Raw genomic sequence first — 20472 nt, 5'->3', positions numbered from 1 at the left:
CCCATTCGACCGCCCACGATAACCCCCTGATCCCCCACCCCGGCCAGACCCCCGCCTCTCCTACCCCTATCAGCCTACCCGATCCCCGAGGGGTACCCATTGGCCCTGCTTCTGTAGAGCGCTCACAGGGTGCTGGTACGAGTGTGTAGATAGATAAGTTCGGGTCGGCTGACCCCAACCCGACTAACGCCGACCCCCGTCCTCACCGAGAGCCAGTCCCAACTACCAGTTACCCCATTGGACACCCCGGCAGACCCACTCCCCCACCCCTACGGGGTCCCCCCTGTCCCACGACGGCGTCAGCAGTCACAGGGATACAGTAAGATGATCCCTATGATGGGCAAACGTGTAAGACGACCAAGTCCCTTGCCGGGACGGCACCCACTACAGAGGTTGTGCTAACAAACGTTGCTGACTATTAGCGATGGGAGGGGTCGAAGAACCAGAAAGCTCCTGCTCGGCGGGTGGGTTTCGAGCGGAGAATATCCGCAGAGAGTGCCAAACCAATTTTACCAATTCGGGGTTTAGAGGTTGACTGACTCGACACTTTCGCGGTCAGCTTGGTCGAGACGATGTTTCCCTCCCGATGGTGGGGAAAGGTTCATCAGCATAGTTCCAGTCAACGTGTCTGACCTACAGCGGCATTTGTGCTACCTCGAGCGGACCCTCATTCGTAGTTAGTAGTGGTCGCGGTCTTCAAGCGGGACGCTATGTGGATGATCTATCCTTGTGTTAGTGGTAGGTCGTCGTTTGTGTAGTCTCTATAACGTTATAGACGTAGTATGAGGGACGACCCTCGACACTACGTAGGACAACAGTGAGATAGTACGATAGGGTCGTCTGTCGTCCCTATACTATATGAAGAGTAGAACGAACGATACTCTTCGTTCTATAGACTGTATAGGACGAACAACTACGACTACTGTAGAAGAGAGAAAGGGAAAACATACGAAAGGGATAGAGTGTTGCTGTAGTTGTTCTAAACGAACAGCAGAGAAAGACGAGATAGATAGAAGACAAGGGCACTACCAGTCTAACGGGTTAGTAGTATCCCCGGCGTCACCGTCGTCGGCGTCCGAATCAGTATCTTCACCGTCAGTTCCGTCTTGACTCTTGTTCTTCGATGGTTCAGAAGATTCACCAGAGGATGACACAGAACTATTGGACTCCGACCAGTCATTAGAGACGACGCTGGCATGGGTAGAGTCGGAGCGAATCGAACCCTGTAGTTTCAGGGACCCTCTTGGGATGTATCCGCCGACCCCGGTGATACGTTCGCCAGAGAAGTTGTGTGGCGCTACCTTTCTGCCACCTTCAACACGGAGTTCCGTCGGCCAGAAATTGCTCCGTCGCAGGAGACGCCGACATGGTCCACGAATCTCCGAATAGACCCACACGACAGGGTCGTCGTATGGAACTGACTCCGGTAGTGGTTCACCGGCTTTCGACCAGCGAATCTGCATTTCCTTTTCGAGCGGCTCGAGGTCGTTGTCTTCGCCAACAGCCGCACACAGTTCGTCTCGATTGAACTCTTCGTCACTCATTGGTATGATTCGTCGTTGGGGTCGTTCGAGCGCTCGATTCTGGTAGGGATCGCTTGGCTGTACCTGCTTGACTTCCGCGAGGTGTTCTGTATTTCATTGTGTGAACATGGAAACTGCCGAGAGCCGTCCCCAACGGTTTTGATTCCCTACCCGGTAGAACCAGATAGAGAGTCCGGGGGAACTCGGCTCTCACTTGCTCGACGCCGAAACCGGGACCGTCCCCTGTAAGGTTGGCCCGGCGGCGTCGTCCTTTGCTGTCGAATCTCTCGATTAGTAGCTCACATAGCAATTAAGACTATGGAGACACGGGCACATAAGTATTATCAATATACTGATATGTATATCAGCGGAATTTCCGGGGATTCTTTCTGATAGGGATATTGGCGTGACCGCCGCTAATTTGTCTCTTCCTGTACCGCAGACTGGCCAATAGGGGTATTGAGAGTGGGGCACCAGCCAAGTCAAAACACTCACAGATCTAACCTTGCAGTCCTATAGATTCACGTTCAGTCGTGCTATCGCTATTACTCGTTTCCCAATCTTTAACGTGGTTTGATTGGTTGGCTTGAAACATCCCTTCGGAGAACATCATATGCCACCTGCTACAACATCTACCCCGCAAACCGAGTTCGTTCAGGAAGCCTTCGAGACGACGGTCGAAGACGAAGACGAGATACGGCTTCTCGAGGCTATTGATGACGCTGTATCCCGTCTTCGGGAACAGATAGACGACGATACGCTGGAAAACATCCTACGGGCCGACGCCGGATCGTATCGCCTTCGGAGCGACATGACTCGAGACGGGCTTCAACCCGAACCCTTCACCCAACAGGCGGTTATCGAACCACTGCTTTCGGAGTTGGGGGCTGCGTTGAATCACTAGACGGCGTCGGGGAAGGTCAGTAAATCGAAGGAGTTGAAGCGGGAAAATTTGGTTGTCCATGACACAAATCTCCCGCTTCACCGAGCGTTGCGTCTCGATTGCACAAAGAGTTACGGGTGAACGAGGCGAATCCGCTGCCCCAACTGGTGGCGGCGGATTCGCCGACTATGCCCTCATTTCGCTGCATTGCCTCCGGATTTACCTCGATACGTCCTACCGGATGACGATCGATCTGTTGAAGGAAATGCCGCAAATAACAGGGGAGATCGGCCTTGACGTGGCCGATCTCCCCGCTCCATCTACGCTGTGTAAGGCGTTTGATCGGATCGAAATGGGTGTCTGTCGAGTGCTACTGCGCCAGTCGGCGCAGTTGCACGACACCTCTGAACACGCTGCTATCGACGCAACATTCTACGAACGTGATCGTGCGAGCCGCCACTACTGCCACCGAACAAATTACCGCGTTCAAACGCTCAAAGTCACAAAACTCGTCGATACAGCAACGCAAGCTGTTCTCGATCTTCACTGCTCGACGACGTTAGAAGGAAGCGACGCAGACCTCGCCGAGCAGATCGCCCGCCGGAACGCGGGCGATCTGCGATCCCTTGCCGCTGACAAGGGCTACGATAAGCAAGCGCTCCGCGACCAGCTCCGCAAACTCGACATTCGCCCGCTGATCAAACACCGGATCTTCGCTCCCTACGATCACGCTCACAACGCCCGTATTGACGACGATCGGTACGCTCAGCGGTCAATGACTGAAACAGTGAACTCCGCAATCAAGCGCTCGCTCGGCTACGCCGTGCGAGCGCGTACTTGGTATCGAGAGTTCCGTGAAATTACCCTGATGTGTGTCGTCTATAACATCAAGCGGGCCGTCAAACAGTGAAATCCACCGCTGTATGGCGATTCAACACAGCCGAGTTGGGCCACTCGTTCGACACCGAAGCAGGCGGTCTTTCTGGTGGGCGGACGATGGTCGCGGACTACACTGTCTCCCTACGCGACTACGATACCGATTCGACTCGGCTCCTTATCGAAGCCGAGCCGGTCAACAAGGATCTGGACAGCCGTGAACACGGTATCGGACAGGTTCGTGACTGGTTGAGTCAGCGCGAGTTCGAGTCCGACTTTGGATTCGCTACCGATGGTCTTCGGTGGGCGTTCGTCCGGTACGATCCTGATTCGTACAGCCACAACGTTATCGAAGAAGTAGACCTTCAGCCTGTCTTTCTCGCGCTCTTCGAGAATCAGGTCGGGACGCGGGACCCCGTCGAGGAAGCCGTCTTCGACGCTGATCGAGAACGAGTCGCTCGGCTTCTACGTACCTTCGAGTTCGGGAACTTCGTTTCCATCGCTGTCGAGGCTCGGCAGGTAATCAAGCGGACTCAAGAGGAAATCACTGACGAGTTCTACGACGACTACATTCGCTACGTCTTCGGGATCGTAGACGAGAACGAAGAGACGCCGCGCTCGCTGATTGGCGATGGCGTGGTCAAACCCGACGGTGCCACCGAAGACGACGCTCGATTGTTCGCCGTCGAGTTGATGAATCGTCTCGTGTTCATCAAGTTCCTCGAAGACAAGGAACTCGTTGACCCCGATCTTCTGCTGACGCTCAAGGATACCTACGAGGACGGGATGTACACCGGGTCGCTCTACGACGAGTTCGTCAAGCCGCTGTTCTACGACGTGATGAACGAGAAGCCCGACCAGCGGCCCTCGACGGTCCAAAACATCGACGTTTTCGAGGACATTCCGTACCTTAACGGTGGGCTGTTCCGTCCGTCTCTTGGCGACGACGAGTTCGATGAAGAGGACTTCGACGTGCGGAACTCGGTACTGAAATCCATCATCGACCTGCTGGAACGCTACAGTTTCTCCGCAGGTGGCTCTCCGACCGATCTTGACCCGAGTGTCCTCGGGAACGTCTTCGAGAAGACTATCAACTACATCACCAGCGACAACGCGGACAACAACAAGGAACTCGGAGCCTACTACACACCGAGCGAAATAACACGATTCAGCGCCGAAGAGACGGTTCGACCGGCGCTTCTGGATCGCTTCGGTCGCGTGCTGGTCGAAGAGCGTGGGTGGCCCGAGCCGGAAGTCGAGAACTATGATTCGGTGTATTCGCTCATTGAGGATCTGCCGGGCAACTGGAGCCTGATTAGTACCCTTCTCGCAGAGGTAGACGAGTTCCGTGTCGTGGACCCTGCCTGCGGGAGTGGACACTTCCTCACGTCGGTCCTCGAAGAAATCGTCAACGTCCGCAAGGCGTTGTACGCACAGAACGAGAACTACCCACAGGAGTACCGGCTGAAGAAGACGACGGTACTGAACAACATCTACGGTGTGGACCTGATGGGATCTGCCGTCGAAATCGGGAAACTCCGGCTGTGGCTTTCCATCATTTCCGAGTTAGACGAGGATGTAGTGGACGATCTTGACGACGACGAGCTTGCTCTACCAAACATCGTCTTCAACCTGCGGGAAGGGAACAGCCTCATTGGCTACACTGGCTTCCCCGAGACGACTGACGACGGAGAATACACACTCGGGAGTTTCACCGAAGACAGTGTTCGGGACCGGTATCAGGGGATCATAGACGAAATCGAAAACCACGAACAAGCGCTGGACACCGAAGTTGCCGAAGAACACCGACAGAAGGCATTCGAGAAACTACGCGAGGCCCGTGAAGACCTGATAGATGACATTCACCGTGATTTCCAAGAAGCGGGTGTGGACGAAATCACTCCACAGGAGGTCGCGGAGATGAACCCCTTCAATTGGGTGTTGGAGTTTGCAGAGGTATATGCTGAAGGCGGATTTGATGTGGTTGTCGGGAATCCTCCGTGGGACCGACTGAAACCTCTTCGAGATGATTATTTCGCACGGTATTACCCTACTTTCCGAACTCTGCCACCAGATGAGAAAGACCAGAAGCAGGAAGAGTTATTGAATGATGATAGGATTGCGGAGGGATGGAATGAATATCTTGAGAACATGGAAAAAAGATCGGAATACTTCAAAAATAGTTCCGAGTATTCACTTCAGAGGCCAGAGATTGACGGCCGGGTGAAGCCAAATCCGAATGATCTCTCGGCATTATTTTTAGAACGGGTTTTCAATATTGCAGACAGTAGTTCACATATAGCACAGGTTCTCCCCGGCGCAGTGTTCAACGGAGCATCATGCAAAGACTTACGGAGTCATCTCCTTGACAACACACGACTCAAAGCGTTACCCATCTTCGAGAATCACGGTATCTTTGACCAGATTCATGGACAATACAAATTTGGAGTTCCCGTCTTTGAGAATCAAGGTTCAACTGATGACGTAACCGGAATCTATCAGGAGGGGAATGTTGAGATACTCCAGACATTTGAGAGAGACGCGATCGACATTCCGAAGAAAGTTCTCGAATCATATTCACCGGAAGCTCGTATCTTCCCATATATCGAGTCAGAGGAGAAATTGGAAGTTATCAAGACCCTAATTGAAAAACCGCCTTTAGGAGATAAGACTGCCTCAAATTGGTATATGGAGCCGTATCAAGGGCTTCGTCGGACAAGCGATTCTGACAGATTTGTTGATGAATCAGAGGGCGAATATCCCGTCTACGGTGGTAGCAATATATATCAATTCTCATATAATAATAAATTCTTTGAAGATATAGATTCACCTGAATTCTGGAGCGTTGAAGAGGAGACTAACCCGGAAAAGAGCGCCAAGCAACGTATGCGTGAAAAGACAGTAGGGGACCTAAAGAAAGCTATTTATGAAGAATTTGATGGATCTGGTTCGCAGAAAAGCTTTGTCAATAACTTACTGGAAGAACATCGTGGAAGATCCTTGAGTAAAAAAGACGTTCTCCTTGATAGTACAGAAGCTCGAATTGTATTGCGAGATATTACAAATTCCACAAACGAGCGGACACTCATTTCTACAGTTCTTCCTGAAGGAATTGTCTGTCATAATACCCTCCGAACAGTTCGCAATTATCAGATTGAACCCTTTGAGGAAGGACTAACAGAAGATCCATTACACAGCTTCTACCAGCGGATATTCACAGATAAAGAGCTATTTGTCGGGGTTGGTCTGCTTAATTCTCTTCCCTTTGACTATCTTATCCGAACCAAGGTGGACACCCATATTGTCACCTACAAGTTTAAAGAAACGCAAATGCCTCACCTTTCAGAGGGGGATGAGTGGTTTGACTATATCTGGAAGCGAGCCGCTCGACTCAACTGCTACGGTGAGCAGTTCGAGGAAATTCGCGACCGGCTCGGTGGTATCGACCCGGCAACTGACATGGACGAACGGCGGGAAGTTCAAGCTGAACTCGACGCCGCCGCGTTCCATGCCTATGGACTCGACCGCGACCAGACCGAGTTCGTCCTCGACGACTTCCACCGAGTACAGAACCCGCGCCTGATGGACGAAGATTACTTCGAGACAGTCTTGGAGAAGTACGACGAGTTGTCGTAACGTTATAGCTGCTGAATCCGGTCGTAGAAGACCTCGTGGAACTTCTCACCGTGTTCAACCATCCAATCGAGGTATTCATCCCATTGGTCTTGGTCCGTCACATCAGCGGACTTCGTGACCACAATCCGACTTCGCTTCTTCCCTGAACGTGTTTCCTCTGGTTCGTTCCACGTTAGTTCTCGGTCAAATTCGGACTCGATCTGTTGGGATTGCTCGATCAACTCTCGATACGCTTCGGCGTCGTCTCGGATCACAAGCCCGGTCCCGAGTTCGTTGTCGCGCGAGTTGATGGTGAACTGAAGTTCGAAGCCCGCTTTTCCAATCGGGTTGTTGTAGTAGTATTCCGGGTACGGTTTCCGTGCGCTCAAGGGAGTATCGCGGTCCTCGATCCGATCCCGAAACTCGGTCCAAAACTCTTCCTGCAATGTCTCCGTCTCGGTCAGCTCACCCTCTGATCGTTTGGCCTTCTCCTTCCACTCGCTCGGTTCTGCAACAGGATTGAGCCGGACAGCAGGATCGGAATTACCTATTTTCCATACTTCGAGGCGGATAGCAAACAGGTCTACGCCCTCACGACTGTTCTCGTTGAGCCATTGCATCGCATCTCGGTGTTCGTCGTAGAATCGAGGCGCTATCCACACGATAATGTCCGCGTCAACACCGGAGGCGTAGGCAATAGACTTCCCCAAGTGGTCATGATCCGAGGGGTTCAGTTGATTCTCGATAACGACGTTTCGGTTATCGTCTACGACCTCTGCGAGAATATCGACGTTGTAACGTCCAACGCTCTTCTCTTCCTCGATTATCTCGAGGTCCAACCCTAACGAGTCTTCCAACTTGGAAACGCCCTCTGCGCGGATTTCATCTGCTATCCACGGAGTGAACTCTTGCGCCTCATGCTCCCAATACTCGCGTGCTTCTTGGGCTTCAAGCGAAGCAAATTCGGGCATACCGGGAACCAATAACCGGTCTGTCAAAAAACTGCCTACTATTCTTCGGGCCGACTTCGATCCACCGTAGTCACACCGACGAGTCGATTACGCCAGACAACTGCCTCGATGACGACTTCATCGGCTCCGTCAGTCGGTAGATCGATACTCGTCTGGCCGCAGTCGGTACACGATACCCGCCGGACGATCCACCCGTCGCCATCGTAGTGCGTGGCGTAGGCGACCGCTTTGTCACCCGTTCGGATTCCTTTGTTGCACGAGTCGCAGGTGGTACCCGTCTTCTCTCCGTTGAGTGCTTTTGCCGGAGGAAGTTTCGTCATTCGGAATCACCCGGAAGATCGCGCTGACCATCCCGATAGCAGTCGAAGCACGGGAAGTCGTGGTCGTCACACCAGCACTCGTTCTCGTTGGTGTCCTCGGTAGCGAACGAGTCGAGCGTCACACCACCGTCGGCGCGAACGGACCGCTCCCGGCTGGCCGCTTCGAGGACTGGTTCTCGAATAGCGACCGCGATCATGTGCTTGCACGGACCCGACTGGTATTCGAAGGCCGGACAGGTGCAATCGCTCGGTATACCGCCCTCGACATGGACGGTATAGGTGTGGTCGTCAGCGTCCTCGTGGGAGCCGTTGACTACCTCTACGTCGCCGTCTCCGAGCAGCGCAAACGAGAACGCTTCCCACTGCGCTCGCTTCTCGACTGCCACGTCGGCGTCAAGTACGTCCACCACATTGGTAGGGGAAATCGCCGCCATCGTTATCCCTCGATGTAGGTGACGAACTCGTTCCCGCACTCGGTACAACGATGGGTGTACGTCACGAACTCGCTGTAGCCGACCGACTTGCTCGTCTGAATGGCTTCGACGCCACAGGCACACGGCGATCCGGAATCCAGATGGAATCCCGGTAGTTCTCGAAGTGTCTGCTGTTCGGTACGCTCTTGACTCTCGGCGTGCGTAGTTGGCATTGGTCTTCCCTCTGAAGGCCACCGCTCGCGTGTCTCCAGCACGCGGGCTTTTCGACGCGAGTTAAGCCCGAGAAGCGGTTGCCCTCTATTGTATAATAGGGGCTGTAGCATTATTATTTTTAGGAATTATAGTTCTATAGATAATGCATGGGGAGTATTCTATTTGTCTCATATAGCCGCTCAATGCCGTTGAGGCGGATCAGGAAATCCGATGATCAAGACACTCGCTTGAACGGCAACCGCACTCACGAGCCACTCACATCGCTCTCGCGGTCGTTGGCGACAAGGACACCTCCGGAAGTTGCAGTAGAAGAGTTCTCTTTCCGGTTTAGGGAACGAACATGGTCAGTCCTCGTCCGGCTCGAGTTCTGCGGCGTCAAGATCGCCGTCGAGATACTGTTGGCCTCGTTCCGAAAGTGTGTACACTCCGTTTCCGAGGTGCCGAACCAGTCCGTAGTTCAGGAGGATCTTGGCTCGTTGTGTGATATACGACCGACTGAACCGCACAAGGCCGCTGTCAGCCATTTCCTTCGGCGTTCCTGTCTCATTCTCCGCGAGGTATTCGAGGATTCGGTCATCACAGATTACCATGAAGTCACCCGATAATCGCATAAGAGGATGAAACGCGCCGTTGAGTGGTGATACCGCCGAATAGTGTAGTTTCAAACTCAAAGTTGGATACCAAACTTTGATAATCCAATAACTCACTACTACGAACTGGTATGGAACTAAATCGAAGACGATACCTCGGGAGTCTCGGAACGACTGCTACCGTCCTCGCCCTCGCGGGCTGTACCAGCGACGAAAGTGATTCAGACGAAGGAAACGCCAACGGAAACAGCGGTGACAGCGATACCAGCGACTCCGGAAACAATAACGGAGACAACAACGGCGGCGACACCAACACCGGAGACAACGGTGACGACAACCAGTCGGACGTAGAGATTCTCGACCACGAGTTCTACGAGGAAGAATTTCAGTCGGGTGTCCGTGGCACTGCTATCAACAACGCTGGCAGGGAACTCTCATACGTCGAAGCGACCGCGACGTTCCTCGACGCCGATGGGACGCAGATCGGTGAAGGACTCGACAACGTGAACGACCTCGCGGCTGGTCGTGAATGGGAGTTCGACTGTATGTACACGAGCCAAGACGCGAGCCGTATCGAAGAGTACGAAGTCGAAGTCTCGGTCGGGTTCTGACCACCAATTCCAATTAGAGAAATGAAGCGGACGAAAGCGCTCGGGATGTTCGTCGGTGTTTCGCTCCCGAGTCTGTTCATGTTGCTCGTCTCGTTCGACGCGCCGCTCGTCACCGGAACAGATGTGTTTCTCATTTCGTTCCTACAGGTGGTATTCGTCGGCGCGTTCATCGGGTATGCCTACCGACAGGCGTCGTGATTGATAGTAGAACGCTCGAGCGAAACGTATCGGCTTTCGAAATAGAGACGACTACCCACTACGGGCTGACTCGTGGAACGAGCGCCCTGACTGGAACTCGGTGAGTTCGGAAATTCGCTCTTCGAGTGCCTCGATTTCTTCGCGGAGTTCCTCGGCCTCTTCTCCCTCGGTCGCCGCGAGTTGATCCTTGAGGCCCTGTAGGCGCGTCTCTTTCCGGTCCTCGTCCACGTCAGCCTTCCGAACGTATTCACTCTCTTCGACCTCATACACATCGCTCTCGGACAGTTCAGTCACCTCGAGTGCTTCGTCTACCTTGTTCGAATCCACAGTGGTCAGCCGCTCGCGCTCGATACCAGCGGACTCGAAGGCGTTCAGTACCGTCTCGTCGTCCTTGAGCGACCGGTTCCGACGACTCGTCCGTTGGACTGACCCGAACTGTCCGGATACCGGCTGGTCATGGTGGAGTCGGTCGAGAAGGACACTACGCACCTCTTGGCGTAGATCGTTGGCGTTCCGCTGTACGTCCGACAAGAGCGTGTAGAGGTTCACCAGTGCGGGCGTTTCCACGTCTTCGAGCGTGGTCACGTCGTGGCGCTCGAGGGCGTCTATCAGCAACAGAGCGTCCGCATACACGTCTACATCCGGCTCTTCCCGCTCTTGATCGCCGTCGTCGGTGTTCTCGGTCGCGTCCACCAGTGGCGAGCCTGTCAGCGTTTCACTCTCTGTAAGCGTTCCCACACGGTCGTCTACCTCGAAGCGTGGGTGTAGGGACAGCACGGTCGCGTAGGGTTCGGCGTCCGGGGGAAGCCGATCAAGGTCGAACTCACCATGTGCGTTTTGAATACGCCGATGGAGCGTCTCGAACTGGTCGCGCTGTAGAGGAATCGTCTCGTCATCGTGCCGGTACTGAATCAGGACACGAGGTTCCTGTACGTCAGTGACGCCGAAGGCCTTGCGCGAGAGTGGGGTGACGAGGGTCGCATCAGAGGGGAGTTCTTCGACGTTCTCGAGAAGGTTGTGCCACGTCGTGCCGAAGGTCATACAAGTGAGTACGGACGAGCGGAATAAAACGTTCAGGTGGGTGATTCCGTCTACCAGATTTGCTCTACAGCACTATTCCGCGTCTCTGCATCCGAATGAAGATACTTCATAGTCGTGTTCAGACTCTTGTGGCGCAGTTGCTCTTTTGCGTGGTGAGGACCCACGTGGTTCGCCCAATAGGTCGCCACACCGTGCCGGATAGAGTACCACGAAATCTCCTTATGCTCGGGGATCGGAACGTTCCCACTCTCGATCACTCGATGAAGGAGCGCATTGCAGGACTTGGAACTGTACGGTGACGATTTCTGCGTCAGCCACAACTCGTCCCTGTCCTCGTACTTGTCCAGCGACGCCCGTTCATCGAGCCATCGCTTCAGAGCCTTCGCAGTTCGACCCTTGATCGCACAGTTCCAGTGTGCCTCATTCTTCGTAGACTCGTCCTTGGGGATGTTCAACTCGTTGTCTTCGAGGTTCACCCACGACACCTTTGCCCGCCCAACCTCAATGGGACGTAATCCAGTGTCGAGAGTGACCGCAATCATAGACGGGTACTTCCACGAGTTCGCTTCTTTGAACTCCGCCGGACCGACCTTCTCTTTCGGGATACCAAGCCGCTGTGCGACGAAGGCCTTCAGTTGACTACGTTCATCAGGCGAGACGGAGTGGTAACTTTTGACTGACGAGTGTTCGAGCGCCGCTTGATACAGCGGCTCGAACGTACTACGACGAAGGTAGTCTCGTTCGTCTCCGTTGGACTGCGAGAGTTCTACGTCGAGTTCCCACTCGTAATCCGTTCCCCGGACGTGGTTACTGAAGCGGAAGTACCGCTTAATGTCCTTGGCGTGGTGGAGAACGGTCGAGTCGATCATCCCGTCCGACTGGTCGAGGACTCGAACGAACTTGTCTGCGTGGTCGGGCGTGAACTGCGTGGTGTACTGGTTCTCGTACCGCCAGAGCCAGCGGAAGGCCGTTTCGAGTTTGTAGTGGGTGGATTCGAGCGTGGAGCGAGCAAGTCCCTCGTGCTTCTCGGGGTTCTTCCCGTAGTTAGCGAGCCACGACAGCAGTTCACGCTTGAAGTCACGGTAGTCGTCTACCATGTTCAGCCCGAACTCTTGCAGGTCGCGCTTCGAGCGCTCGCTAACCAACGGATAATCGAACTCGCAGTCCTCGGGCGCGGGCGGAACCTCCGTGGACATGGTATCACCACTGCCGAGGTTATCGAGTGGGTCAGTCCGGTTCATCGAGAACGCTCACCCCCCGAATCGCCGGACGGCGTAACGTCTGACGTTATGGTGTCCTGACAGCTATACGAATCGCAAGACGGCGACGGGGTTCCCGTGTAGTGAAACGTAACGTTCCTGCGTTTCATTTGTTCTCTCCAAAGAAGGGCGTAAAATGGACGGAGAGGCGCTGAAACGCGCGGAAGCCTAGGCCGGGATTTGAACCCGGGCTCTCGTCCTTACCAAGGACGCGCTTTACCGCTAAGCTACCCAGGCGCGTACTTCTTCGTTGACCGGAGATGTCTTTATGGGTTTCGATTCGAGTGGGCCATGCGTCGGTCTGTCGCGGTCCCCTCCCGCGGTCGTCGCGGCCGGTCAGGGATCCGTCGCCGACGTCGCCCGATCGGTCGGTTGCTCCTCGAGGGACTGCTCTCGGATCGAGGGCTCGAGGTCGACGAGCGAGCCTTCGACTGGCGGGAACGAGGTGCCAACGGTCTCGGCGAGGGCCTCGGCGATGGCGAGCAGCCGTGGCGAGGGGGTTTCGCCGACGGCGACGGCCCCGGTGAGGACGGCGAGTTCGATCACGTCGCGCTCGAGGTTGGCGTCGAGCGACCCGGGCTCGACGCTGTCGGCCCCGATTCCGGTTGCGGATTCGGTTTCGCCGTCGTAGTCGGCAGGATCCGTCTCGAGCCCGCTGTCGGCGGCGTGTTCGCTGCGACGGGTCTGATCGCGACCGAACGACTGGACGGTGCGGACGGCTTTGTCGGCGGCGTCAGTACGGGCCAGCAGGTAGAACCCACGAGCCACGAGGATGTCGGCGGCGAGGATCGCGAGATCGCCGTCGCTGGCGTCGGCATCGGTCGCCGACCAGGGCTCGTCGTGGGCGAGCGACCGCGTCAGTCGCAACCCCTCGTAGATGAGCTGGACGCCAGCCGCGTGGGTGGCGATCTCGTCTGCCCCGCGACCGACGTCGTCGTCGCGATCGGCGGCCGTCTGCGTTCGATCCGGATCGACATCGAAGTCGTCGTCAAGTAACTGATCGTCCTCGAGCACCCGTCGCTCGGCTGCCATCATCGCAGCGCTCTCGAGCGTGAGCGTGGCGGGGACCATCGATGCCCGATCGAGGGTAGATTCGATATAGTCGTGTAGCTGTGGTGGTTCGACGTCCGCGACGGCCTCGGCGGCGGCACGCCGACAACTGTCGGCCTTCTCCATTAGCGGGGGGTTACGACGGGGGAGGCAAAGACCTTTGGAAACGCCCGGTCGACTGCTGACATGATCGACGTCGACGCCGACGGACCGATTCGCACCGTGACGATGGACCGCCCCGACGCGCGCAACGCGCTGACGGTCGACGGACTCGGGGCCCTCGAGCGGGCGGTCGACGACGCCGAGGAGCCCGTGATCTATCTTCGTGGCCGTGGCCCGGCGTTCTCCGCGGGTGCCGATCTGAACGCGGTCGCAGCGCTCGAGGGGGATCGCGACCGCGCTGCGGAGTTCGCGCGCCTGGGCCAGCGCGTGGCTCGAACGATCGAAGACTCGCCGGCGGTCGTCGTGGCGGGGATCGACGGCCCCGCACGCGGGGGCGGCCTCGAACTCGCGCTGGCCTGTGACGTGCGGGTCGGAACGCCCGAGTCGACCTACGGCGAACCGGGAGTTAGCTTCGGCCTGTTCGGTGCCTGGGGCGGAACCGCTCGGTTGCCGCGCGTGCTGGGCGAGGGCGACGCCCTCGAGTTCGCGCTGTCGGGACGGTCGATCGACGCCGAGGAAGCGCTTCGGATCGGGCTGATTTCGCGTCTCGAGGACGACCCACGGTCCGTCGCCGAGGAGATCGCGGGGAACGCTGCGGATACACTCGGCGTCCTGAAACACCGGATCCGTGACGGAAGCGAGCGCGCCATCCAGGAACGACGCGAAGCAGCCGCCTTCGCCGACCTCGTCGCCGCTCACGCCGACGATATCGACGCGTTGCTCGAGTAAGCGACATCGCTCGAGTACCCGTCCCGGAATGGTTTTTGAAAAGTAATTTATTGAATGACAGCTACGGGGTGGGTATGCCCGGCCCAGTGTTTCTGGACGCCGACCGCGTAACGCTCCGACCGGTCGAGGAGGAGGATCTCGAATTCCTGCAAGCGCGGGTCAACGATCCGACGATCTGGCGGTCGATCGGACGATCCAGACCCCTCAACGGCGAGCAGGAACGCGAGTTCTTCGAGAACGTGATCTGTGGCGACGACACTGTAGATCTGCTGATCGTCGCCGATTCGACGCCGATCGGAACGATCGGTCTCTTCGAATTCGACTGGGAGGCCCGGACCGCCGAGATCGGGTACTGGATCGCACCCGACCACCACGAACAGGGGTACGGCACCGAAGCGACGGAACGTGTCGTCCGGTACGCCTTCGACCAGCTCGGTCTCCATCGGATCTCTGCCCACGTGTTCGAGTTCAACGAGCCGTCACAGCGGCTTCTCGAGGCACTCGGGTTCACGCGAGAGGGCGTTCATCGCGATAGCGAGTTCGTCGATGGCGAGTACCAGGACGTCTACTGGTACGGCCTGCTCGAGGACGAGTGGCGAGAACGAGCGGATTGACGCGAGGGTGGCGATTACTCGAGCGACGGCGGTGCCGGCGGGACCGTTCGTTTGTGTTCGCTTCGCTCGTACATGCCGCGGACCCGTTCGACGGTCGCTTCGTCGACCTCGAGTAGCCGGCAGGTCGCGGCGACCGAGAGCGGGCCGTCGATGTGGGCGGCCAGGATCGAGTCGAGGGTGTCGTAGCTGATCCCCAGTTCGTCCTCGTCGGTCTGGTCGGCCCACAGCTCCGCAGTCGCGGTTTTGGCTGCCAACTCCTCGGGAACGCCGACGTGACGGGCGAGCTGGCGGACCTGCCCCTTGTAGAGGTTCCCGATCGGGTGGCAGTCGACGGCTCCGTCGCCGTACTTGGTGAAGTAGCCAACCGCAGCCTCGCTGCGGTTGCCGGTTCCCAGAACCAGTCGCTGTTCGTGGTTGGCGACGAGATAGTTCAGCACGGCCCGGAGGCGAGCGCGTGCGTTGCCGACCGCCTCGCGGTCGCCCTCGGCCTCCGGATACGCCGCCAGCAGCGAATCCACGAGCGGTTCGATCTCGATCACGTCGTAGCCAATCTCGAGGTCCTGGGCGACCCGCTCGGCGTCGCTCATGTTCCCCTCGCTGCTGACGGTCGCCGGCAGGACGAGGCCGTGGAGGTTCTCGGCCCCGAGAGCCTCGACGGCGAGGGTCGCGGTCAGCGTGCTGTCGATCCCTCCAGAGAGGCCGAGAACGGCACCCTCGGCACCCGCGGCGTCGATCTGTTCGCGAATGAAGCCGGTAATGTGTTCGCGCCGCTGCTCGAGTTCCGCCTCCGAAAACCGAAGGTCGATCATGGAGGCTACTAGGGGCGGCGAGACCTAATAGCCTCCCCTCACCGGAAAAAACTGACCGGACGGTCGATTTGGGCGGTCGTTCGCGGACGGAGGGGAAGCCACCCGTCTCAATCGACGACTCGCAGGCGAGTTCCGATCGCCGGGACGTGGGCGAACTCGAGAGCGCTACGTTCAAGTGCAATCGGGAGGTATGCACGACTGTCGACGTGCGCCGGTGGTGAGCGAATCGAGGGGATTTGCGAACGACGGCGCGAGCGAACGCAGTAGGTGTGCGCCGGTGGTGAACAAATCCGACGGATTTGCGAACGACGGCGCGAGCGAACGCAGTAGGTGTGCGCCGGTGGTGAACAAATCCGACGGATTTGTGAACGACGGCGCGAGCGAACGCAGTGAGTGAGCGCCGGTGGTCTAGTGGTAGGACATGAGCTTCCCAAGCTCATAGCCCGGGTTCAATTCCCGGCCGGCGCATTCCGGAGTCGTTCTTCCAGTGAGAGTCGTCCCTGACGGCAGAGGTCCCAGACGCAGACCGTTCGTAGTCGTGGATCCCGCCGAGACGAGGATTCGACGTGGAGCGTCCTCGCAGCGGCGTTCATCAACCGTTATACGGTGATCGTCTGTAGTGGACGAAAATGGGAGCCACATCCGGGAGCGACACGGGCCTATTACGGCGACTGTTTCTGTCGTTGAGTCTCGCCCTCGCCTGTATCCACCTGTATCTGGCCGTTTTCGTGTCGCCGATGGCGACCGGATCCGCGCTCCAGTTTGGCCTCATCGGAGTGGCCCTCCTCGTTGGCCCAGTCGTCTCCAGGACGCGATACTGGCATCCGATTCTCTATCTTCTCGGGACGGGCTTTGCGTTCTATCTCGGTGTGTTGTGGCTGTTGGGTGGAATGGCATACCCCCTCATCGGCGCGATTACTGGCGTGACGGCAACAGCGTTCGCTCTCCTCGGACTGTTCCTGTTCGTCCGCACGGAGGCGCGTCTCGCTTCGCCGTAGCGTGCGGTCTCGAACAGCTAGTTCTCACTACTCACCGGAAAAGAACGACGGGAAAAGATACCGGCGATGAATCCGGATCGGGCCCGGTCAGTGCCCCTGATCGTGGGGGTTCAGTGCCGTCCCGTAGTTCTCGGCGTGGTCGGTGTACTCGATGAACCGCGGGGCGTCGGGATCGAAGGGCCGCTCGAGGCTCTCGAAGGCCTTCTTCTTGTCCCAGCCCTGGAGTTTGCCGACCGCCGACTTGTCCTCTAAGTCGTGGTAGTCGAGGTTCGGCTCGGTGAGTTCCCAGGCCTTCATCCCCTGCTCGGTCCGGATAATGACGCTCGAGTACTCGTCGCTCGAGCCGACGGAGCCGACGGTGATGTCCGAACAGAAGCCGGTGAAGTCGGCACACTCGTCACAGCCCTTGAGCGCGGCGTCGTGGAAGTTCTCGATGTCCTCCTCGACGATCATCTCGCCGTCGTGGTCGTAGACCATCATCTTGCCGTCGAGGACGTCCATCTTGCCGATCTCCGCGGGTGAGATGCCACGTTGCTCCTCTAGCTGCTCGCCCATGAGGCTGTGGTAGTTGAAGTTCTTGGTACACATCAGCGCGATCGTGTAATCGACCGCGCGGATACCCTCGTCCTGGGCCTGGTAGTCCCACTCGAAGTCCTGCAGGGCGCGGATGCCCTCGATCTCACAGGGCGTGCCGACGATGGCCAGTGAGAGGTCCTCCCAGTCCTTGTCGGGGAGTTTGTGTTCCCACTGTTCGAGGTCGAGGTTGCCCAGCGCGAGCGTCTGGTTGTAGACGGTGCCGGCGTTTGCGATGAGGTCCTCGGTCGTCGTGGCGAGGTAGCTCTCGGCCTTCCAGGCTTCGTCTTCGCTCTCGGTCGCGACAAGCGCGCCGTCGATCTCGCCTTCCTCGAGCAGCGTCGCGAGGACGCCGGTGACGACGCCGCCGTCCTGGGCCTCGTCGGTCCAGTCGTCCTCGACCTTCGCGGAGAACTCCGTGATCGGGTCGCCCGCGCCCTTGACGTTGTCCTCGCCGCCGGTGATCTTCCACTGGCGCTCGTAGCGCATCCCGCCGCGGGGACAGAAGTCCCAACACATCGAACAGCCGGTACACATCTTGACCAGTTCCGGCAGGCCGTCGTCGCCGACGCCGATCGAGTCCGACGGACAGGCGGCGACGCAGGTCCCACACTGGATACACCGTCCCTCGTCGATGACCGCCTCGTCCAGTTCCATGAACCAGGTCTTCTCATCCGGCGTCTCGATGTCGTTCATCCGCGAGCGGATCGAGTACTCGGGCGTCTCGAGGTCGACCCCGTCCGGAATTCCGACGCGAGTGTCGGGGGCGTCGTCGTAGACGTCCTGACTGACGTTCTCGGCGGGCTCGGTGAACTCGAGGTCGCCGAGTTCGCCCATCTCGTCGACGTTGGCGACGCCGGCACCGTCCGTGGCGACGGGCTTCGTTTCCGGTTCGGCGTCGGTACCGGTCTGCTCGCCGCAGGTGCAGGTGTTCGGCGAGCAGCTATCGCCCTCGGCGTTCGCGCCGCCGTCGGTCGCGATAGCGCCCTCTCGAGCGTGGTCCGTGTTCTCCCGGGAACGGGACGCGCCGCCCTCGGCGTCGGGGACGACGACGGCGTCGTCATCGTCGTCCGACGACGGCACGTGGGGGAAACGCTGTTCGTCCTCGCCGTTAATCCCCATGGGCAACACCCCGTGCGACCGGCGCGTCGGCCCCTTGCATGATCGATCGCAGCTCGGCGTTGTCGACGCCACGACACCACTCGTAGAACTTCTCGCCCTCGTCGCGATCCTCGCTGTAGGCCTCGAACAACTGCTCTAAGGCCGGGATCACGGAATCGGCGGGGACGGCGCTCTCGACCCAGTCGAGGAACTCGTTGTCGGCACCCAGCGAGCCGCCGAGACCGAAGTCCATTCCCTCGACGATGTCGTCGCCGTCCTCGAGCTTGACCGTCTCGCCGCGGAAGCCGATGTCGGCGATCTGGGGCTGGGCACACGACGCGGAGCAGCCGGACATGTGCATCCGGATGGCCTCGATGTCGTCGGGGACGTCGATGCGGTCGTCGAGTTCGCGAGCCCAGCGCTTGGTTCGCTTTTTCGTCTCGATGATGGCGTAGTTACAGAACTCGTTGCCGGTACAGCCGACTGCGCCCCGCGAGAACGGCCCCGGATCGGGGCTGTACTCCTGAGCGAACGGCTCCGCCAGCAGGTCGTCGACGTTCTCGTCGGGGATGTGGGTGATGAGGAAGTTCTGGTCCGTCGCGAGGCGGACGGAAGCGTCCTCGGTCCCGTACGTCTCGGCAGCGCGGGCCGCCGCGGCGAACTCGTCGCCGCCCATGCGGCCGGCGATCACGTTGAAGCCGACGTAGTTGAGCCCGTCCTGTTTCTGCTCGTGGACGCCGACGTGGTCGCCCTGATAGCCGACGGTCAGGTTCTGGCCGCCGGTCGGCAGGTCGACGGTACAGCGGTCGCGGACGGCCTCCTCGAACTTCTCGGCCCCCAGCTGCTCGACGAGATACCGCATGCGACAGACGCCGCGGTTGTTCCGGTCACCCAGTTCCTTGAACGTCTGGGCGACGGCGCGACAGAACTCGACGGCGTCCTCGGGCCTGATGAAGGCGTCGAGTTCGGAGCCCATCCGCGGGCCGTCGGAGAGGCCGCCGCCGACGCGGGCGTGGAAGCCGTAGAGGGACTCGCCACCGTCGGACGAGTCCGACGAGCCTCCGGCTTCGCCGGAGACGCCGATCTCCTTTTTTGCGGGGACGAGTCCAACGTCGTTGATCTGGGACTGGGCGCAGTCGTGGGCACAGCCCGTGATCGTGATCTTGAACTTCCGGGGGAGGTTGGCGTACTCGCGGTTCTCGGTGAAGAAGTCCGAGACCGCCTCGATGACCGGCTGCGCGTTGAAACACTCGTGGTCGTCGAGGCCGGCCGCGGGGCAGCCGAGGACGTTTCGGGCCGAGTCACCGCAGCCCTGGACCGTCGTCAGGCCGACCTCGTCGTAGCGGTCCCACATCTCGGGCACGTCCTCGACGCGGATCCAGTGTTTCTGGATGTCCTGTCGGGTCGTGATGTCGAGGTAGGCGTCGCCCCAGAGTTCGTTCTGTTCCTCGCCGCCGTACTCCTCGGGGGCGACCGCGAGGTCGTCGGTGACCTCGCCGATCACTTCGGCCTGCTCGGGCGTGAGCTTCCCGCCCGGCACCTTGGTCCGGATCATGAAGTAGCCCTCCTGCTTCTGGGCGTACATGCCGGCCCACTTCAGCCGCTCCCACTCGCCGCCGCCGGCACGATCCTCGATTTCCTCGAAGGAGAGTTCCTCGTCGGCGTAGTCGTAGACGTCGTCGACGACGTCGAGGGGATGTTTCTCCTGTTTGTGTTCTTCGACTGTATTCACACGAACCACCTCTGCGTTCGGACGGCAGCGAACGAACCGACACGTGCCGTCTGTCGCAGATGCTTTTGAAGAGCCATTGTTTAACGGGTAATGCAACCCCACACCTATACGCCTCCGTAACTCGGCGAATCATGACGTGGGTCGGCCCCACCAGTAAATATTGCCACAAG

20 protein-coding genes and 2 tRNA genes are annotated in these 20472 nt (G+C 58.3%); 9 read left to right on the top strand and 13 right to left on the bottom strand.

Annotation, left to right across the window (positions count from 1 at the left end):
- Window positions 1-1025: 1025 nt before the first annotated feature.
- Window positions 1026-1544 carry a hypothetical protein gene (locus J0X27_RS10450; RefSeq protein ID WP_207269130.1) on the bottom strand — a complete coding sequence of 173 codons (519 nt, stop codon included), beginning with the start codon at window positions 1542-1544 and terminating at the stop codon, window positions 1026-1028.
- A 592-nt stretch (window positions 1545-2136) separates the two neighbouring features.
- Between J0X27_RS10450 and J0X27_RS10445 the strand changes: the two genes are divergently transcribed.
- The 3 genes from J0X27_RS10445 (at window position 2137) to J0X27_RS17910 (ending at window position 6918) form a co-directional block, all read left to right on the top strand.
- Window positions 2137-2427: a hypothetical protein gene (locus J0X27_RS10445; RefSeq protein ID WP_207269129.1), complete on the top strand. Its 291-nt coding sequence runs from the start codon at window positions 2137-2139 to the stop codon at window positions 2425-2427.
- Window positions 2428-2485: 58 nt separating this feature from the next.
- Window positions 2486-3316: an IS5 family transposase gene (locus tag J0X27_RS10440; protein WP_207268959.1), complete on the top strand. Its 831-nt coding sequence runs from the start codon at window positions 2486-2488 to the stop codon at window positions 3314-3316.
- Between the two features lie 86 nt (window positions 3317-3402).
- On the top strand, window positions 3403-6918 hold the full coding sequence (locus J0X27_RS17910) for an Eco57I restriction-modification methylase domain-containing protein (protein ID WP_224214598.1): 3516 nt from the start codon (window positions 3403-3405) through the stop codon (window positions 6916-6918).
- A 2-nt stretch (window positions 6919-6920) separates the two neighbouring features.
- Here the strand turns inward: J0X27_RS17910 and J0X27_RS17905 are convergent, their stop codons facing one another.
- The 5 genes from J0X27_RS17905 to J0X27_RS10415 all read right to left on the bottom strand — a co-directional run bounded on the left by J0X27_RS17905 (window position 6921) and on the right by J0X27_RS10415 (window position 9446).
- Window positions 6921-7868, bottom strand: a complete 948-nt coding sequence (locus tag J0X27_RS17905; protein ID WP_224214599.1) for a DUF4268 domain-containing protein — start codon at window positions 7866-7868, stop codon at window positions 6921-6923.
- A gap of 38 nt (window positions 7869-7906) precedes the next feature.
- Complete coding sequence (locus J0X27_RS18260) at window positions 7907-8188, bottom strand: DUF8112 family protein (RefSeq protein ID WP_484549476.1); 282 nt, start codon at window positions 8186-8188, stop codon at window positions 7907-7909.
- Window positions 8185-8595 (bottom strand): SWIM zinc finger family protein, encoded by a 411-nt coding sequence (locus tag J0X27_RS10425; protein WP_207269128.1) that lies wholly within the window; start codon window positions 8593-8595, stop codon window positions 8185-8187. The genes J0X27_RS18260 and J0X27_RS10425 overlap by 4 nt, the downstream gene beginning before the upstream one ends.
- Window positions 8596-8624: 29 nt before the next feature.
- The gene (locus J0X27_RS10420; protein ID WP_207269127.1) at window positions 8625-8834 is read right to left on the bottom strand and encodes a hypothetical protein; all 210 of its coding nucleotides are present in this window, start codon (window positions 8832-8834) and stop codon (window positions 8625-8627) included.
- A gap of 345 nt (window positions 8835-9179) precedes the next feature.
- Window positions 9180-9446 (bottom strand): MarR family transcriptional regulator, encoded by a 267-nt coding sequence (locus J0X27_RS10415; protein ID WP_207272072.1) that lies wholly within the window; start codon window positions 9444-9446, stop codon window positions 9180-9182.
- 110 nt (window positions 9447-9556) lie between these two features.
- Here J0X27_RS10415 and J0X27_RS10410 point away from each other — a divergent pair, with 110 nt between their 5' ends.
- Entirely contained in the window at window positions 9557-10036 is a 480-nt protein-coding gene (locus tag J0X27_RS10410; protein WP_207269126.1) for an FxLYD domain-containing protein, read from the top strand.
- 21 nt (window positions 10037-10057) lie between these two features.
- On the top strand, window positions 10058-10234 hold the full coding sequence (locus tag J0X27_RS10405) for a hypothetical protein (protein ID WP_160163699.1): 177 nt from the start codon (window positions 10058-10060) through the stop codon (window positions 10232-10234).
- 51 nt (window positions 10235-10285) lie between these two features.
- On the opposite strand, the gene J0X27_RS10400 is transcribed toward J0X27_RS10405, so the two are convergent.
- From J0X27_RS10400 to J0X27_RS10385, 4 genes are all read right to left on the bottom strand, one after another.
- The gene (locus J0X27_RS10400) at window positions 10286-11275 is read right to left on the bottom strand and encodes a DUF7983 family protein (RefSeq protein WP_207269125.1); all 990 of its coding nucleotides are present in this window, start codon (window positions 11273-11275) and stop codon (window positions 10286-10288) included.
- A gap of 50 nt (window positions 11276-11325) precedes the next feature.
- Window positions 11326-12516 (bottom strand): tyrosine-type recombinase/integrase, encoded by a 1191-nt coding sequence (locus tag J0X27_RS10395; RefSeq protein WP_224214600.1) that lies wholly within the window; start codon window positions 12514-12516, stop codon window positions 11326-11328.
- A 183-nt stretch (window positions 12517-12699) separates the two neighbouring features.
- Window positions 12700-12771 (bottom strand) — tRNA-Thr (locus tag J0X27_RS10390).
- 99 nt (window positions 12772-12870) lie between these two features.
- Complete coding sequence (locus J0X27_RS10385) at window positions 12871-13710, bottom strand: DUF7114 family protein (RefSeq protein WP_207269122.1); 840 nt, start codon at window positions 13708-13710, stop codon at window positions 12871-12873.
- Between the two features lie 60 nt (window positions 13711-13770).
- On the opposite strand from J0X27_RS10385, the gene J0X27_RS10380 reads away from it, so the two are divergent.
- Together J0X27_RS10380 and J0X27_RS10375 are read left to right on the top strand one after the other, a co-directional pair.
- Complete coding sequence (locus J0X27_RS10380) at window positions 13771-14475, top strand: enoyl-CoA hydratase/isomerase family protein (protein WP_207269121.1); 705 nt, start codon at window positions 13771-13773, stop codon at window positions 14473-14475.
- Between the two features lie 74 nt (window positions 14476-14549).
- Window positions 14550-15089, top strand: coding sequence for a GNAT family N-acetyltransferase (locus tag J0X27_RS10375; protein WP_207269120.1), 540 nt, complete (start codon window positions 14550-14552; stop codon window positions 15087-15089).
- A 14-nt stretch (window positions 15090-15103) separates the two neighbouring features.
- Here J0X27_RS10375 and J0X27_RS10370 read toward each other — a convergent pair whose 3' ends face one another.
- The gene (locus J0X27_RS10370) at window positions 15104-15898 is read right to left on the bottom strand and encodes an NAD+ synthase (protein ID WP_207269119.1); all 795 of its coding nucleotides are present in this window, start codon (window positions 15896-15898) and stop codon (window positions 15104-15106) included.
- 397 nt (window positions 15899-16295) lie between these two features.
- Between J0X27_RS10370 and J0X27_RS10365 the strand changes: the two genes are divergently transcribed.
- Window positions 16296-16366: transfer RNA gene (locus tag J0X27_RS10365), tRNA-Gly, on the top strand.
- 161 nt (window positions 16367-16527) lie between these two features.
- A complete protein-coding gene (locus J0X27_RS10360) occupies window positions 16528-16896 on the top strand; it encodes a hypothetical protein (protein ID WP_207269118.1) in 369 nt (122 codons plus the stop codon).
- Window positions 16897-16983: 87 nt separating this feature from the next.
- On the opposite strand, the gene J0X27_RS10355 is transcribed toward J0X27_RS10360, so the two are convergent.
- Window positions 16984-18591, bottom strand: a complete 1608-nt coding sequence (locus J0X27_RS10355) for a Coenzyme F420 hydrogenase/dehydrogenase, beta subunit C-terminal domain (RefSeq protein WP_207269117.1) — start codon at window positions 18589-18591, stop codon at window positions 16984-16986.
- Complete coding sequence (locus J0X27_RS10350) at window positions 18581-20302, bottom strand: nitrite/sulfite reductase (protein ID WP_207269114.1); 1722 nt, start codon at window positions 20300-20302, stop codon at window positions 18581-18583. The genes J0X27_RS10355 and J0X27_RS10350 overlap by 11 nt, the downstream gene beginning before the upstream one ends.
- Window positions 20303-20472: the final 170 nt, after the last annotated feature.

The sequence above is a fragment of the Natrinema longum genome, assembly GCF_017352095.1.
GTDB classification, from domain to species: Archaea; Halobacteriota; Halobacteria; order Halobacteriales; family Natrialbaceae; genus Natrinema; species Natrinema longum.
Note: the sequence above shows the minus strand (reverse complement) of the source record. Positions and strands in the feature narration are given on the sequence as shown.

Coding starts and splice junctions, on each gene's coding strand:
- J0X27_RS10380 (WP_207269121.1), top strand. CDS start 13,771: ATGATCGACGTCGACGCCGACGGACCGATTCGCACCGTGACGATGGAC.
- J0X27_RS17910 (WP_224214598.1), top strand. CDS start 3,403: ATGGTCGCGGACTACACTGTCTCCCTACGCGACTACGATACCGATTCG.
- J0X27_RS10385 (WP_207269122.1), bottom strand. CDS start 13,710: ATGGAGAAGGCCGACAGTTGTCGGCGTGCCGCCGCCGAGGCCGTCGCG.
- J0X27_RS10395 (WP_224214600.1), bottom strand. CDS start 12,516: ATGAACCGGACTGACCCACTCGATAACCTCGGCAGTGGTGATACCATG.
- J0X27_RS10360 (WP_207269118.1), top strand. CDS start 16,528: ATGGGAGCCACATCCGGGAGCGACACGGGCCTATTACGGCGACTGTTT.
- J0X27_RS10440 (WP_207268959.1), top strand. CDS start 2,486: ATGACACAAATCTCCCGCTTCACCGAGCGTTGCGTCTCGATTGCACAA.
- J0X27_RS10405 (WP_160163699.1), top strand. CDS start 10,058: ATGAAGCGGACGAAAGCGCTCGGGATGTTCGTCGGTGTTTCGCTCCCG.
- J0X27_RS10370 (WP_207269119.1), bottom strand. CDS start 15,898: ATGATCGACCTTCGGTTTTCGGAGGCGGAACTCGAGCAGCGGCGCGAA.
- J0X27_RS18260 (WP_484549476.1), bottom strand. CDS start 8,188: ATGACGAAACTTCCTCCGGCAAAAGCACTCAACGGAGAGAAGACGGGT.
- J0X27_RS17905 (WP_224214599.1), bottom strand. CDS start 7,868: ATGCCCGAATTTGCTTCGCTTGAAGCCCAAGAAGCACGCGAGTATTGG.
- J0X27_RS10355 (WP_207269117.1), bottom strand. CDS start 18,591: ATGGGGATTAACGGCGAGGACGAACAGCGTTTCCCCCACGTGCCGTCG.
- J0X27_RS10400 (WP_207269125.1), bottom strand. CDS start 11,275: ATGACCTTCGGCACGACGTGGCACAACCTTCTCGAGAACGTCGAAGAA.
- J0X27_RS10410 (WP_207269126.1), top strand. CDS start 9,557: ATGGAACTAAATCGAAGACGATACCTCGGGAGTCTCGGAACGACTGCT.
- J0X27_RS10375 (WP_207269120.1), top strand. CDS start 14,550: ATGCCCGGCCCAGTGTTTCTGGACGCCGACCGCGTAACGCTCCGACCG.
- J0X27_RS10415 (WP_207272072.1), bottom strand. CDS start 9,446: ATGCGATTATCGGGTGACTTCATGGTAATCTGTGATGACCGAATCCTC.
- J0X27_RS10420 (WP_207269127.1), bottom strand. CDS start 8,834: ATGCCAACTACGCACGCCGAGAGTCAAGAGCGTACCGAACAGCAGACA.
- J0X27_RS10450 (WP_207269130.1), bottom strand. CDS start 1,544: ATGAGTGACGAAGAGTTCAATCGAGACGAACTGTGTGCGGCTGTTGGC.
- J0X27_RS10445 (WP_207269129.1), top strand. CDS start 2,137: ATGCCACCTGCTACAACATCTACCCCGCAAACCGAGTTCGTTCAGGAA.